Origin of the sequence: Lysinibacillus sp. 54212 (assembly GCF_036662795.1) — a bacterium.
In the GTDB taxonomy this organism is placed as follows: domain Bacteria; phylum Bacillota; class Bacilli; order Bacillales_A; family Planococcaceae; genus Lysinibacillus_B.
Genome location: NZ_JBAFWZ010000001.1, coordinates 53844 through 68158 on the forward strand (window position 1 = coordinate 53844; position 14315 = coordinate 68158).

Annotated in this window: 13 protein-coding genes, 1 pseudogene and 1 other annotated feature; of the genes and pseudogenes, 11 read left to right on the forward strand and 3 right to left on the reverse strand. The window is 36.0% G+C overall.

What is annotated here, in order from left to right; genetic code table 11:
- Positions 1 to 133 precede the first annotated feature (133 nt).
- From V4T18_RS00280 to V4T18_RS00295, 4 genes are all read left to right on the forward strand, one after another.
- Positions 134 to 1648: a malate:quinone oxidoreductase gene (locus V4T18_RS00280; RefSeq protein WP_332645887.1), complete on the forward strand. Its 1515-nt coding sequence runs from the start codon at positions 134 to 136 to the stop codon at positions 1646 to 1648.
- A gap of 212 nt (positions 1649 to 1860) precedes the next feature.
- On the forward strand, positions 1861 to 2283 hold the full coding sequence (locus tag V4T18_RS00285; RefSeq protein WP_332645281.1) for a universal stress protein: 423 nt from the start codon (positions 1861 to 1863) through the stop codon (positions 2281 to 2283).
- A gap of 78 nt (positions 2284 to 2361) precedes the next feature.
- Positions 2362 to 2575 (forward strand) — a binding site (T-box leader).
- 51 nt (positions 2576 to 2626) lie between these two features.
- Positions 2627 to 4294, forward strand: coding sequence for an arginine--tRNA ligase (gene argS / locus V4T18_RS00290; protein ID WP_332645283.1), 1668 nt, complete (start codon positions 2627 to 2629; stop codon positions 4292 to 4294).
- Between the two features lie 231 nt (positions 4295 to 4525).
- The gene (locus tag V4T18_RS00295) at positions 4526 to 5740 is read left to right on the forward strand and encodes an MFS transporter (protein ID WP_332645285.1); all 1215 of its coding nucleotides are present in this window, start codon (positions 4526 to 4528) and stop codon (positions 5738 to 5740) included.
- Positions 5741 to 5942: 202 nt separating this feature from the next.
- On the opposite strand, the gene V4T18_RS00300 is transcribed toward V4T18_RS00295, so the two are convergent.
- Positions 5943 to 6053 carry a putative holin-like toxin gene (locus V4T18_RS00300; protein WP_332645287.1) on the reverse strand — a complete coding sequence of 37 codons (111 nt, stop codon included), beginning with the start codon at positions 6051 to 6053 and terminating at the stop codon, positions 5943 to 5945.
- 227 nt (positions 6054 to 6280) lie between these two features.
- On the opposite strand from V4T18_RS00300, the gene V4T18_RS00305 reads away from it, so the two are divergent.
- Positions 6281 to 7138, forward strand: coding sequence for an AraC family transcriptional regulator (locus V4T18_RS00305; protein WP_332645288.1), 858 nt, complete (start codon positions 6281 to 6283; stop codon positions 7136 to 7138).
- A gap of 75 nt (positions 7139 to 7213) precedes the next feature.
- On the opposite strand, the gene V4T18_RS00310 is transcribed toward V4T18_RS00305, so the two are convergent.
- A complete protein-coding gene (locus V4T18_RS00310; protein WP_332645290.1) occupies positions 7214 to 7579 on the reverse strand; it encodes a hypothetical protein in 366 nt (121 codons plus the stop codon).
- Positions 7580 to 8532: 953 nt separating this feature from the next.
- On the opposite strand from V4T18_RS00310, the pseudogene V4T18_RS00315 reads away from it, so the two are divergent.
- Both V4T18_RS00315 and V4T18_RS00320 read left to right on the forward strand, forming a co-directional pair.
- Positions 8533 to 9659: pseudogene (locus V4T18_RS00315) on the forward strand (MFS transporter).
- Positions 9660 to 9806: 147 nt separating this feature from the next.
- Positions 9807 to 10319, forward strand: a complete 513-nt coding sequence (locus V4T18_RS00320) for an acyl-CoA thioesterase (RefSeq protein ID WP_332645291.1) — start codon at positions 9807 to 9809, stop codon at positions 10317 to 10319.
- A 275-nt stretch (positions 10320 to 10594) separates the two neighbouring features.
- Here V4T18_RS00320 and V4T18_RS00325 read toward each other — a convergent pair whose 3' ends face one another.
- On the reverse strand, positions 10595 to 11245 hold the full coding sequence (locus V4T18_RS00325) for a DedA family protein (RefSeq protein ID WP_332645293.1): 651 nt from the start codon (positions 11243 to 11245) through the stop codon (positions 10595 to 10597).
- A 96-nt stretch (positions 11246 to 11341) separates the two neighbouring features.
- Here V4T18_RS00325 and V4T18_RS00330 point away from each other — a divergent pair, with 96 nt between their 5' ends.
- From V4T18_RS00330 to V4T18_RS00345, 4 genes are all read left to right on the forward strand, one after another.
- Positions 11342 to 11845, forward strand: a complete 504-nt coding sequence (locus tag V4T18_RS00330) for a DUF1648 domain-containing protein (protein ID WP_332645294.1) — start codon at positions 11342 to 11344, stop codon at positions 11843 to 11845.
- Between the two features lie 209 nt (positions 11846 to 12054).
- Positions 12055 to 12537 (forward strand): nucleoside 2-deoxyribosyltransferase, encoded by a 483-nt coding sequence (locus V4T18_RS00335; protein ID WP_332645296.1) that lies wholly within the window; start codon positions 12055 to 12057, stop codon positions 12535 to 12537.
- A 91-nt stretch (positions 12538 to 12628) separates the two neighbouring features.
- Positions 12629 to 13357, forward strand: a complete 729-nt coding sequence (locus V4T18_RS00340; protein ID WP_332645298.1) for an SIR2 family NAD-dependent protein deacylase — start codon at positions 12629 to 12631, stop codon at positions 13355 to 13357.
- A gap of 35 nt (positions 13358 to 13392) precedes the next feature.
- The gene (locus tag V4T18_RS00345) at positions 13393 to 14253 is read left to right on the forward strand and encodes a hypothetical protein (RefSeq protein WP_332645301.1); all 861 of its coding nucleotides are present in this window, start codon (positions 13393 to 13395) and stop codon (positions 14251 to 14253) included.
- Positions 14254 to 14315: the final 62 nt, after the last annotated feature.

Genomic DNA, 14315 nt, shown 5'->3' on the forward strand with positions numbered 1-14315 from the left:
ACATAGAGGATATTTAATTCTAGAATTAATTGTGATACACTATGATATGGTTATATTTGATACAGAAATGGTGTGAACCAAGGTCTTGGCTTGTTGAGACGCTTAAGAGGGAGCGCTTACATCCTTTCTGCAAATTAAAGGTATAAAAAGGAAGGTAAACATGAGTAACGAACAATTTAAATCAGACGTTATCTTAATTGGTGGCGGTATCATGAGTGCGACTTTAGGGACACTACTTAAAGAATTAGCACCAGACTGGAAAATTACAGTGTTTGAGAAGCTCGACAAAGCTGGGGAAGAAAGCTCTAATGAATGGAATAATGCCGGTACAGGGCATGCTGCGCTATGTGAGTTAAACTACACTTCCGAAAAACCAGACGGATCGATCGATATAAAAAAAGCGATCAATGTAAATGAGCAATTCCAAGTGTCGATGCAGTTTTGGTCTTATCTTGTTAATAATAATTTAATCCAAAATCCACAAGATTTTATTATGCCAATACCACATATGAGTATGGTTCAAGGTGCTGCAAACGTTGAGTACCTTAAAAAGCGTTTTGAAACAATGACTCAAAATCCATTATTCCAAGGTATGGAGTTTTCTGATAATCCAGAAAAGTTAAATGAATGGATACCATTAATCATGCAAGATCGTAAATCATCAGAGCCGATTGCTGCAACTAAAATTGACAGCGGTACAGATGTAAACTTTGGTGCTTTAACTCGTATGTTACTTGAACATTTAGAGAAGAAGGATGTTGAAGTAAAATATAATCACAGTGTAGAAAAAATTAAACGTGGCAAAGATGGTTCGTGGGAGCTAAGTGTACATGATAAGGAAGGCTGCAAAATGGAATACCATTCAGCAAAATTCGTATTCCTTGGTGCAGGTGGCGGAAGCTTAGAGCTATTACAAAAAACAGGTATTCCTGAAGGTAAGCATATCGGTGGTTTCCCAATTAGCGGACTGTTCTTAGTATGTAAAAATCAAGAAATTGTTGAACAGCATCATGCAAAAGTGTATGGTAAAGCTGCTGTTGGAGCGCCTCCAATGTCTGTTCCTCACCTTGATACACGTTTTATTGATAATAAAAAATCGCTATTATTCGGACCATTTGCTGGTTTCTCACCAAAATTCTTAAAAACAGGTTCGAACTGGGATTTAATCACTTCGGTTAAGCCGCATAACTTAACGACGCTATTAGCAGCGGGTGTGAAAGAAATGTCTTTAACAAAGTATTTAATCCAACAATTAATGCTATCAAAGGAACAACGTATTGAAGAATTACGTCAATTTATTCCAACTGCTAAATCAGAGGATTGGGATATTGTTGTAGCTGGTCAACGTGTACAGGTTATTAAAGATACAGAAGCAGGCGGAAAAGGTACGCTTCAGTTTGGTACAGAAGTTGTTAGCGCGAGTGATGGCTCAGTAGCGGCTTTATTAGGTGCATCACCAGGTGCTTCTACAGCCGTACACGTAATGCTAGAAGTTATTCGTAAATGTTTCCCTCAGGAGTTAAACCAATGGGAGCCAAAAATTAAAGAAATGATTCCTTCTTATGGCTTATCTCTAATGGACAACCCAGAGCTATTAAAAGAAGTGCATGAAACAACAGCAGAAGCACTTCAATTAAATCAAAACTAAAATAATGAAAAGAATCGCGAGAACCTTCTATCTAATTTTAGATTGAAGGTTCTTTTTAGTTAGAGTTGCCCATACAACTATCATATGCCTACGGTGAAAGTTGTATGAATACTTCTCGTCCAACATTTGAATAATTGAAAAAAAGATAATCAGTTGTTTACTATAGATGGAAGTATTTTGTTATAATTTTAGTAATGTAAAGGAGGAGTATAATGAGTACAAATTATAAAAAAATCGCAGTTGCTATCGATTTTTCTGCCCAATCACTTAAAGCGCTAGAACGCGCTATTAAAGTAACAAAAGAATATGGGGCCATTTTACAAATAGTTAATGTTGTGGATACAAAAACTTTCGGATCGATTACAGCCTATGATTTAAAATATGCTGATAAAATGAAAGAACAGCATTTACAAAAAATAGAGAAACTAAAAGAGCAAGCACTAGCGGCAGGTGTTAATGAAGTAGAAGCAATTGTAAAAATGGGCTCGCCAAAGGAGTTATTAACTAGTCTTCCAGAGGTAGAACTAATTATTTTAGGAGCTACAGGGCTGAATCAATTTGAAAAAATGCTTATTGGGTCAGTTGCAGAGCGCATTGTTCGTCATGCAGCATGTGATGTATTACTTGTTCGATAATTTTCCCCCTTGTTGTATTAAAAAAATATAGTTGCTTATAAATAATAAGTATGGTATATTTTTGGAAAATTTCATATAGCTTATTCGGTGAAGAAGAGAGTAGCTTCTTTGACCTTTCGAAGCGAGTTAGGGATGGTGGAAGCCTAATAAAGGAATAGAAGTGAACCGCACTTTGGAGAAGAATCTTGAACAGAAGTAGAGTCATTCCGGGGAGATCCCCCGTTAACAATGAAAAGTGGTCGGAACATCCGACAACTAGAGTGGTACCACGGGAAAAGCTCTCGTCTCTTTTTTTTAGAGACGAGAGCTTTTTAATTTTGCAAGTAACATGGAGGGAGTATCAATGAAAGTAGAAGTTGTAAAAGTTTTATCGAATGCACTAGAAGAGAAGTTATCCTCATTTCAAATTGAAAAAATGTTAGAAAAACCAAAATACGAGCATTTAGGAGACATTGCATTTCCTTGTTTTGCCCTTGCAAAGCAGCTTCGAAAGTCTCCAGCACAAATAGCTCAAGATTTAGTACAAAAAATTTCAATCAATACTTTTGAAAAAGTCGAAGTTCACGGTGGCTATATAAACTTTTTCTATAAGAAAGAGAAAATAGCCTATGAGGTAATCTCAAAAGTATTAAAAGAAAGAGAACTGTATGGGACAAAGAAAGTAACAGGTTCCAGAGTACTTGTCGATTTTTCTTCTCCAAATATTGCAAAGCCTTTCTCAATGGGGCATCTCCGTTCAACAGTTATTGGGCAAGCACTAGCAAATCTTGCAGAGAAAAATGGAGATGAAGCAGTTCGTATCAACCATTTAGGTGATTGGGGTACACAATTTGGGAAGTTGATTGTTGCATATAAGCTTTGGGGAGATCAAAAACGTGTACAAGATTCGCCGATAGAGGAGCTGCTTAAGCTATATGTTAAATTCCATGATGAGGAGGATAATGACCTTAGTGAACAAGCAAGAGCTGCCTTTAAGGCATTAGAGGATGGCGATGAAGAGGCGCAAAAGCTTTGGCAATGGTTCAAGGAAGAATCGTTAAAGGAATTCGCATCACTTTATGAGTTGTTAAATATTGGATTTGATTCCTATGCAGGGGAGGCCTTTTACAATGATAAGATGCAAAAAGTAATTGTTGAACTTCAGGAAAAAGGATTGCTAGTTGAATCTGATGGAGCAGATGTTGTGGAACTCGAAAATATGCCTCCGTGTCTGATTAAAAAGAATGACGGTGCCACTTTATATGCTACGCGAGATTTAGCTGCTGGATTTTATCGCATGCAGACGTATAAGCCAAAAGCAATTTATTATGTTGTTGGTAATGAACAATCCCTACATTTCAAGCAGTGGTTTAAAGTAGTAGAAAAGATGGGGCATTCATGGGCTGATAATTTACACCATATCCCGTTTGGCATGATGCTTAAGGACGGCAAAAAAATGTCGACAAGAAAGGGGAAAGTGGTGCTACTTGAGGATGTACTAGCAGAAACAATCAGCATGGCCAAGGAAAATATCGAACAAAAAAATCCGCTATTAGAAAATAAAGAAGAAGTAGCAAAGGCTGTTGGTATTGGTGCGGTCCTATTCAATGATTTAAAAAATTTTCGTCTAAATGATTTGGAATTTTCTCTTGAAGAAATGTTAAATTTCGAAGGTGAAACGGGTCCATATGTTCAATACACATATGCTAGAATTCAATCGCTTTTATCAAAACGAGCGCTAAATGTAGACAAAAAGTTCAATTTAGTAATCGGTGAATATGAATGGTCGATCCTTACACAATTGCAAGCCTTCACGGAAATAATTGAATCCTCATATAAACAAGCCGATCCGTCTCTAATTGCAAAATATGCATTAAAACTAGCGCGAGCATTTAACAAATACTATGGAAATTCAAAAATATTAACGGATGATGAATTCCTGTCAGGTCGACTTGCTTTATGTGATAGTGTAGCGATCGTATTAAAAGAATCACTAAGACTTCTAGGGATCGAAGCACCAAAGAAAATGTAGAGTGCAGGGCTAATATTGATACCTGCTGATTATGAAGAGATTTTATCTAAGCCGCTATTTTGTCCAATGCTTTGTTCGAAATAGTGGCTTTTGCAATTTGTGTAAGATTGTCTGATTTGAAAGAATTGTAGTCACTCTAAAATAGTAAATACACAATAAACTGTTGGCTAATTCTGTTAAAATAGTGATGGAGGTGTCAAGTGTGCGTAAGGATGAGAAGGAGGGGATTTATTGAGCATTCTAAAAAAATACGGACTATTACTAGGTGGGCTCGGATTTTCAAATTTAGGGAATTGGATTTATTTAATCGCATTAAATTTAGCTGTTTGGCATTTAACCCACTCACCTGCAGCCGTGGCAGGAATTTATATCGTCGGTCCAATTGCTAGCATTATGAGCAATTTTTTTGCCGGCTCTATTATTGACCGACACGATAAAAAACGTTTGATGGTGGCGAGCGATGTAGTACGAGGCATTATCGTGTGCTCCATGCCATTTATGGATTCACTCTGGTTAATTTATTGCTTCATTTTTCTTACAAACATAGCCGGCAGCTTTTTTGGTCCGAGCAGTACGTATATTATTACTAAACTAGTAAAGGATGAAGATAAACAAAGGTTTAATGCTTTAAATAGTACACTAAGCTCTGGTTCCTTTATGATTGGACCTGCACTTGCTGGCGGAATTATCGCCATTAGTAATACGAGTGTGGCAATGTGGATCAATGGCCTTACGTTCTTTGTATGTGCATGGGCGATTGCTTCATTACCTTATGTAGAGGATGAGGGGGTCAAAAGGAGAGAGAGGGTTACGTTTAAGGTTATTCGGAGCGACTTTGGGCATGTTTGGGCGTTTATCAGAGAGCAGCCGAAACTGCTGACGTTTTTTGCTGTGTATACAACGGCACTTATGATAGCATTTGCCCTCGATTCACAAGAGATGACATTTTTAAAGGATGTTTTACATACATCCGATAGAACTTATGGAATTGTTGTTAGTATAGCCGGGCTCGGGGCAGTTATCGGTGGCGTATCTGCAACGTCGCTAGTCAATAAGCTGTCCCTTCAAACCTATATTGGTGCGGGCTTTTGTTTAACGATAGGAGGCTATACACTATTTTATGCATCACATGCCCTCTGGATAGCAATAATCAGCTTTATTGCACTCGGCTTTTTTATGGCTTTTAGTAATACAGGCTATGCAACGCTTTATCAAAAAACCATTCCCCCTGAACTTATGGGACGTTTCGGGAGTTCACTGCATCTCCTTCAAAGTATTGCTCAAATAATATTCACGTTAGTCATTGGTGCACTGGCAGAATGGTATTCCGTGCAACTAGTGACTGTTGTATTTTCATGCATTGCACTTCTTCTAGCCTTGTATTTATACGTGCATATTTTGCGCTCTAGTAAACACTTACATTTCGAGCATGTACATGCTGACTAGAATAATCAAATCAAATAAGTTAGATTAACAAATCAATGGATTTAGATGTTTAACGATGTTATGATGAACATATAATAAAAAAATGACTGAGTGCACCAACACCCAGTCAAAGCGTAGCCAATAGTCCGCATCTTGCGGTTGGCCATGTAATCATCATAAAATAACCCATTTCGTCAACTACATGCCACAGTAGCGGAAGGGGTTATTTTTTTTGGCTCAAAAACAAAGCAACAATTGTGCCAATAGCAGTAATAACTGCTATTAGAAACATACCAAATTGGAACATTAAGTTCATTGCCTCGTAAGTCACCATTTATATCACCCCCTTTCTGAAGGGAGTGCCAACCGCTGTCCGCTATACTATTAACTACATTAAATAGTTTATCATAACTATAGGTTAATTTTTCCTTGAAGCCTCTACTTTTTGAAATTATTAGGTTCAAAAAATACATATATCCACCAACCATTCCAAAGAGAGCATAAAATGACAGGATTGGGTTGTAAAGTAATATTATACTGTAACCATAAGGAGAGAGTACCATGAACTGGATTGAGTCAATTCAAAAAGCCATTAATTTTATTGAAGAAAATTTGCTAGAAGAGATAACACTGGAACACATTGCTACAGAAGCAAATTCATCGCTGTTTCATTTTCAGCGTACATTTACCATATTAACTGATATGTCAATTACAGATTATATTAGACGTAGAAGACTAACAATAGCAGCACAAGAATTAATGAGTACAGATACTAAAATAATCTATTTGGCTCTCAAGTATGGTTACGAATCTCCGGAAGCCTTTACAAAAGCGTTTCGTAAACAACATAACGTGACGCCTAGTAAAGCGAGAAAAAAGCAAGGTACATTACAAGCATTTAATCGCCTAGTTATTCAGGTGAAATTGAAGGGAGCAGAACCAATGAAGTATAAAATTGTAGAAAAAGAAAAGTTTCAAGTTGTAGGGATGAAGCGAACATACAATTGGGAAAAAGGGGAGAATACGAATGGTATCCCTCTATTTTGGGATGAAATAAACGGTGCAGGCATGGATAAAAAATTAATTAAACTAAATAATGGAGAAATTAACGGCGTTCTAGGTGTCTGTGTATCAGACAAAAACAATAAAGCTCTAATTGATTATTGGATTGCAGTGGATCACGAAGGGGATGTACCAGAAAACATGTTATCGATAGAGATTCCCTCATCAAAATGGGTCGTTTTTGAAGTGCATGGTCCAATGCCTGAAGCAATGCAAAATACATGGAAGCAAATATACTCAGAATGGTTCCCATCTAATCCATATGAACCAGCTGGTACACCTGAGCTAGAAGTTTATTCTGATGAGGATCCATACAAACCTGATTTATACTCAGAAATTTGGATACCTATTAAGTAACTTCTGATAGACAGATTTTGATCAAAGTAAATAAATTAATTGGTGCTATAGTATCTTTAGTTATAGCACCAATGACTATTTATTGGATCTATCGTCAATCGCTCGAATAGCTAGTTCTAACGCTTGTATTCTTCTCTCTAAAAGCGTTCTTTGAGGACTACCAGGCTTTGACTTAACATAACTATTCTTAATTGAAGGAAATAAACCATTTAGAATATTACGAGCTTCGGTTAAATCTTCCTGGGTGTAAGGATGTTGTTTTTGATCCCAAACGTTTTCTAGCATTGCTAAGCCGATGGAAGCAGCTTTGAGCCGTTTTTTTACTAAGATAGTATTTGCGCCTTTCTGAGTCATTCCGGACAAGGCTTTTTCGAGTTTACGGACTGTCGATTGCAAAGATTTTATTGATTCTAATTTAACCACATTTGTTACGTTTTCCATAACAGTAATGCCCTTTCTTCATTGCTATATTACTTCGCTTTATTTTTGACAGAATTGTTAAGAAACTATTTTGTGCTCGCGATATTTTAACATAATCAAACTCACTTTGATAGGGATTTGGCATGTCAATATCAATAACCAAACGGTACACCTGAGCTGGAAACTTAATCTAGGGAAATAAGTATATATTATTTAATAAATAAAAAAATATAAATTCACAAAAATAAACACTGTACAAATTATCGGTATCATAAATAATAGTAATTTTTTTGATAATGAAAACACTACTCGGTTTTTAAAGATTAAATATATTAGATAAGAGCATATTAATAAAACAATAAGTAATGAGGTTGGAAATGCTATTAGATAAAATAATTTATCTCCAGTAGTTATGTCTCCAGGATAACTTGAAGAGGCGTAACTACGGCTGATATCTATATAAATATGACTTCCTATTATCCAAGAATAAGTTATACTAATGGATGCTACTAAAAAGAGTAATAAAGTTATAAAGAACAGTATTAAGGACACATTCAAATCTCCCAACTCTATTAGTTTTCTATATACCTAAAATATTACATTCGATAAATGAATCGTCTAAAAGATAAAATATCTCGAGAAGAGGAAATCTCGAGATATTTTTTATACTTTAATGCATTTCCTGATTATAGGAAATGCATAAGTTCAATTTTTTTTTAGAATGCATGTTCGTTTTCTGCCGCACACAAAATAGAGGTGTGATAACCAATATTTCCATATTATTAGTATATTAAATTTTTCATTATAAGTCTATTTTTTTCATTGTGCCTTTCTGTATGATAAATGTACGCGGCCGTAGTATTTGAAGTATCAAAGGAGATTGTATGAAATCATTTCATTGGGATGGAAATTTAAAGATTCGCTTAGTTGGGGAGACAATATTTAATTTATTTTACTGGATGTACTTCCCTTTTATGGCGGTGTACTTTAGTCAGTCTTTAGGACTTGGATTGGCTGGATTATTAATGATACTTCCGCCGATAATTAGTTTAGTTTTTAACTTAATTGGTGGATATTTAGCGGACAGCATTGGAAGAAGGCCTTTAATGCTAGCCGGTGCAGCTATTCAAACTCTCGTGTTTGGTGTTTTTGCTATGTCAGCCTCCCCATGGTTAGATTATGTGGCGTTTTTAGCAATAGGCATGGGGGGGCATTATATAAACCTGCAAGTGAAGCGATGGTAGCAGACCTTGTAGAAGAACCCTATCGTAAGAAAGTATTTGCCACATTTATAACCTTTAATAATATTGGTGCCGTACTAGGTCCAATTATTGGCGCCATATTGTTCTTTGAATATCGATCAATCTTGTTATGGAGCCTTACAGTAATACTACTCCTTTATACATTACTTATTTTTATAAAGATTGAAGAAACAAATCCAGGACAACCATCAGTTGAGAGGTATTCCACAATATCATTGTTAAGGGATCAATGGAGTAGCTATAGAAATATTTTTAATAATATATATTTCATGTATTACATTATAGCGGGGGTATTTTCGGTGATGGCGATTATGCAGCTAGACTTGTATTTAGCTGTTTATATTTCAGAATCTGTTCCGCTACAAACATTGTTCTCGTGGAGTGGGTGGTCCTATGAAATAGGAGGAACGAATGCTTTAGGGTTGATGCTTGGGGTAAATGGGCTATTATTTGTGTTTTTTATCCTTCCTGTATCTAATTTGCTAAAAAAGTGGTCTGACCGTAATGTATTTATTCTTTCGGGTTTATTGGCAGGCCTCGGTATGTTCGCGGTAGGGTTTACAACAAATATTTGGTTACTCCTATTATTAACAGTCATTTTTACCTTTGGCGAAATTGTAAAGGCACCCGTCCTATATAATTTTGTGAGTACACATGCACCAAAAGAAGCGAGGGGGCAATACATGGGGGCAGCGAATCTCCAGTTTACTATTGGACGTTTTTTTGCACCAATCACCATTATTGCTTCAGCATGGCTGCCACCAATAGGTATATTTGGGATCATTCTTGGGTGTTCTGTTATTAGCTTAATGTACTATATAAAACTCTATAAAGATTAATACCCGAAATAGAAAAGGTTTTGCCTTTTCTATTTCGGGTATTAGTATGGTATATATAAGTACTATTAAAATAGAAAGGCATATGTAGGGAAGTGTTTTACAGTTTATAAAATGCTTCAACTGCTATGTGTCAAGAGGGGGATAAGGATGGAGGAAGAAAAATATTGCTGGGAATCACGTGTGTTTCGTTCAAGTCGTGTATTTCCTAATGATTTTAACAATCACAACACATTATTTGGTGGACGATTAATCAGTGATATGGACCAAGTAGCTTCGATATCAGCAGCAAAGCATAGCCGAAAGGAATGTGTAACAGCATCAGTAGATACAGTAGAATTTTTACATCCTATACGACCAGAGGAAGCTGTTACATTTGAATCATTCGTTATTTGGACAGGTACGAGCTCTATGGAAATTTTCATTAAGGTACATACTGAAAACTTATTAACAGGAGCAACGAAAATTGCTGCAATTGCTTACTTTACGTTTATTGCCCTTGATAAAAATGGTAAGCCTTGTCCTGTGCCACAAATTGTGCCAGAAACTACAGAGGAACGCTATTTGTTTGAAAAATCAAACCAACGTTCTCAATTCCGAGAAGATAGAAGAAAATTCAATAAAGAGATTGTTAAATTTTTAAAAGAATACACGGTTTCTTAGGTATTCTTTGAGTAACGATTAAGTTTTCGCGTAATGTTAATAAGGAAGAGGGAGCCAATTATCATGGTTCCTTTTTTTATGCTCAACTTATTGAGTAACAAATTATGTATGACTCCTTAGCAAAAAGCAGGGAGTGTATTTCAGATTAGTTTAGGGAATAAAAATTGGAGTAACTAAGTATAAATATACCGGCGAAAGCTAATGTATAGGATTTGGCAGCCGAACGAGCAAAATTGCAAGCTTTGTAATAATCGGACTCTAATAAGTGTCCATAATTATACAAGCTTGCGATTTCGGACCATTTGCGAGAAGTAAGCATAGAGGGTTGGAATAAAAACAACGATCGTAATAAGAGTTAGCGTTAGTAATAAATTTTCTGCCACCCATTTAATATTCCCAAGAGCATAGCCCGTGACGAGCCAGATTGCAGTCCAAAGCAGCGCACCTATGACATTATATCGAATAAACTTTAAGTAAGAATATCCCGTATAGCCGGAGATAAAAGGAGTCATTGTACGCATTAATGGAACAAAGCGACTAAATGTAATTGCAACTCGATCATAATCTTCAATAAATTTTTTTGCCTGTGTAATCGCAGATTCTGGCATAAATCTAACAAGCCAAGAATCACTAAGTCGCATTTTATTTATTGTTTTACCGATAAAGTAATTTTGACTATCACCTAAAATGGCTGCGAAGAAAAAAATGAAAAATAGTGCTGTAATATTTAATTTTTCAATAGCAGCTAGAGTTCCACTTGCAAACACGAGTGAATCGCCAGGCAAGAATGTTAAAAGTACAAAAGCCGTTTTTGAAAATACAACAGCGAACAAAATAACATAAATCATAATTCCGAACTGCTTAATATAACTATACAGTTCTGTATCAAGCATTTTTAAAAAATCAAAAATATCACTTATTGACATTATCTTTCTCCATTCAAATCATTATTTCTGAAAAATGTGTAAATTCTGCGAAACCAGTATATCCGATTTCCGTATTATTAAGAGAGGGGGTTTCTTATGTACAAAACATTTCGTCCAAAGCTATACTTACCAAAAAATTATATCGCAAAATTAGCTGACACGTTTGGTATTGCCTTAATATTATGCTCAATCGGATTTATTATTATCAATTGGTCAGCTTTACCAAACGAAGTTCCAACACATTTTAACTTCGAGGGGGTAGCCGATGGTTGGGGATCTAAATATCAAATGCTACTTTTACCAGTTATATCAATTGTAATATACATCATGATGGAAGTAATTGAGCGTAAGCCCCATACTCATAATTATCCTGATCGACTAAACGAAAAAAATGTTGCGAATTTTTATAAGGTTAGCCAACAGCTTGTAAATTATACCAAAAATATTTCTATGCTATTATTTACATATATATCTGTGCGTTCAGTCCTGATGGCGTTAGGGAAAGCAGAAGGACTATCGATTATACCATTTTTCAGTATTGTTGCGTTACTACTCATTATATTAGTGATTTGCATTGTTAAAATGAAGAAAATAACATAAATTTTGGCTCATAACCGTAAGTCGAAGTTGCTATATAAGCACTGCACGCTACACTCTGAGCGGACGTGAATTCAGGGCTCGTATTTTTTAATGCAAATATGAAATAGAATCAGATAAAAACTATTTGGTTAGTATCAACTTAAATTTTGTCAGTTATATTGAAGAGTGCTGTTTAAAATGGTACTTTAAATGTAGATTAGGTTAAGAGGGTGGCAATATTGAAAGCATATTTAGCAAATGGATTATTTTCGATAGGAGATCGTTATGTTAATGAGCTTCTTGCAACAGAAATTCGAAAAGCAATTCCAAACATCAACCTTTACGTTCCACAGGAAAACGATGCAATTAATGATAAATCTGCCTATGCTGATAGTTTAGCAATAGCGCGAGCCGATATGCAAAGTCTTCAACAAAGTGATGTTCTAATAGCCGTAATTGATGGTGTCGAAATCGATTCGGGGGTTGCTGCAGAAATCGGCGTATTCTCTACATATAATCGACCCATCATTGCATTATTTTCTGACGTTCGTCAGCAAGGGCGAGATAATACGAAAAAAATCGAAGCATTAATTGAAGATGGCATAGAAAATCAATTTATTTATCGAAATTTATTTGTCATTGGATTAATTAAAAATAATGGCAGTATCGTGCAATCGGTACAAGAAGTAGTAGATAAACTGAAAAACATGTAAATTTTAGATAATCGAGTTCATTCTGTAGTGAACTCGTTTTTTATTTCATTTATAATAAAGAGTAAATCTGTTGATTGGTGGGTGAGTTGATATGATTCATGGTAGCTTAGAGCTATTAATTGAATGGCTTCAACATGCGAAAGGGACAGTCGTTTTAACTGGTGCGGGGATGTCAACGGAAAGTGGAATACCTGATTTCAGATCCCACACGGGCTGGTGGCGAAATATTGATCCAAGAATTGTTGCAACAGTTGATGCTCTCGAACATAATTACGATTTATTCTATGACTTTTATTGTATGCGATTAGAAAGATTAAAGAATTGTAAGCCTCATGAAGGGCATTATATTTTGGCGAGCTTAGAAGAACAAGGCCTGATTTCAAGTGTTGCGACTCAAAATGTAGATGGATTTCATAAGGCTGCAGGAAGTAATAAAGTATATGAGCTACACGGAAATATACATCATATCCGTTGTCACGAATGTCAGCAGCCATCCACAATCAATGCGTTCCTTGCAAAAGAAAACTGTTCGTCCTGCGGAGGAAAACTTCGACCAGGCATCGTTTTATTTGGTGAGTTTTTACCAGAATCGGCATGGGCTAAAGCGCTTGGGAGTATTCAACAGGCGGATCTTGTTATTGTTATTGGGACAAGTTTAGAAGTATATCCTGTAAATCAATTACCGTCAATGACTAATGGGAGAACGGTATATATAAATATGGAAGTTGATGAATATGAGAATGAGTTTGACTTAATTATACAAGGCTCAGCAAAAGAAGTCCTGCAAGCAATAAAAGAACGAGTAGACATAGCACGATAATTACGCGAAGTATTGAGAGTGAGTGGAAGAAGGAAATGAAAAAGAAGTGGTTTATTTTAATCATGCTTATGTTTGTCATGGTTGGGTGTATTGGATTTATTAAAGGAGATTCGAATGTGCAATTTTCAACATGGATTTGGGATGCTGAGTCGTTAGAGAAAAAAGGGGACCAATATATTCAATTTGCCAATGAGCATAAGGTAAGTAAACTGTTTGTACAAGTTAATGAGGATGTATCGAACGAGCATTATGCGGATTTTATCGACAAGGCAAGTAAGAATAACATTGAAGTGTATGCACTTGGTGGGTCAAAATCCTGGGTATTTGATGATAAAAAAGTAGATAAATTTCTTGCTTGGGTAGAAAGATTTCAGCAGCAATATGGAAAGCTAGCGGGCGTTCATGTAGATATTGAGCCCTATTTGCTGGATCAATGGGATACAGATCAAGGGGCTGTGGTGCTAGCATATTTTGATACATTGAGCACGATACAAGCATTTGCTGAAAAGCAAGAATTAACATTTGAAGTGGATATGCCGTTCTGGTTTAATAAAGTCTCTTATGATAATTCATACGGTAAAGGAAATGTAAGTGAGTGGGTCATTGATATAGCCGATAACACAACCTTAATGGCATACCGAAACAAGGCAGAGGGACGAAATGGTATTATCCGATTAGTAGAGGATGAGCTAGTATATGCAGAGGCGCAACGGAAACAAATTACGATTGCTGTTGAAACGTATCCGTCTAAAGAGGGCGAGCATATTAGCTTTGCTGGCAAATCGAATGAGCAATTAACGAAGGTGTTGCAGCAGGTGATAAATCAATATGATCATAATGATGCATTGTCAGGCATTGCTGTTCATCATTTAGAAAGCTGGCAGCAAATAAAGTAATATAACTTATACTTATATAGGGAAATAGCTGTGAACGAAAATGTCGTCCAAATGGACATTTC

Bases quoted from the DNA above. Each gene is read 5' to 3' on its own strand.
- V4T18_RS00340 (WP_332645298.1), top strand. From the start codon at position 12,629: ATGATTCATGGTAGCTTAGAGCTATTAATTGAATGGCTTCAACATGCG.
- V4T18_RS00310 (WP_332645290.1), bottom strand. From the start codon at position 7,579: ATGGAAAACGTAACAAATGTGGTTAAATTAGAATCAATAAAATCTTTG.
- V4T18_RS00300 (WP_332645287.1), bottom strand. From the start codon at position 6,053: ATGGTGACTTACGAGGCAATGAACTTAATGTTCCAATTTGGTATGTTT.
- argS (WP_332645283.1), top strand. From the start codon at position 2,627: ATGAAAGTAGAAGTTGTAAAAGTTTTATCGAATGCACTAGAAGAGAAG.
- V4T18_RS00285 (WP_332645281.1), top strand. From the start codon at position 1,861: ATGAGTACAAATTATAAAAAAATCGCAGTTGCTATCGATTTTTCTGCC.
- V4T18_RS00320 (WP_332645291.1), top strand. From the start codon at position 9,807: ATGGAGGAAGAAAAATATTGCTGGGAATCACGTGTGTTTCGTTCAAGT.
- V4T18_RS00330 (WP_332645294.1), top strand. From the start codon at position 11,342: ATGTACAAAACATTTCGTCCAAAGCTATACTTACCAAAAAATTATATC.
- V4T18_RS00305 (WP_332645288.1), top strand. From the start codon at position 6,281: ATGAACTGGATTGAGTCAATTCAAAAAGCCATTAATTTTATTGAAGAA.
- V4T18_RS00345 (WP_332645301.1), top strand. From the start codon at position 13,393: ATGAAAAAGAAGTGGTTTATTTTAATCATGCTTATGTTTGTCATGGTT.
- V4T18_RS00325 (WP_332645293.1), bottom strand. From the start codon at position 11,245: ATGTCAATAAGTGATATTTTTGATTTTTTAAAAATGCTTGATACAGAA.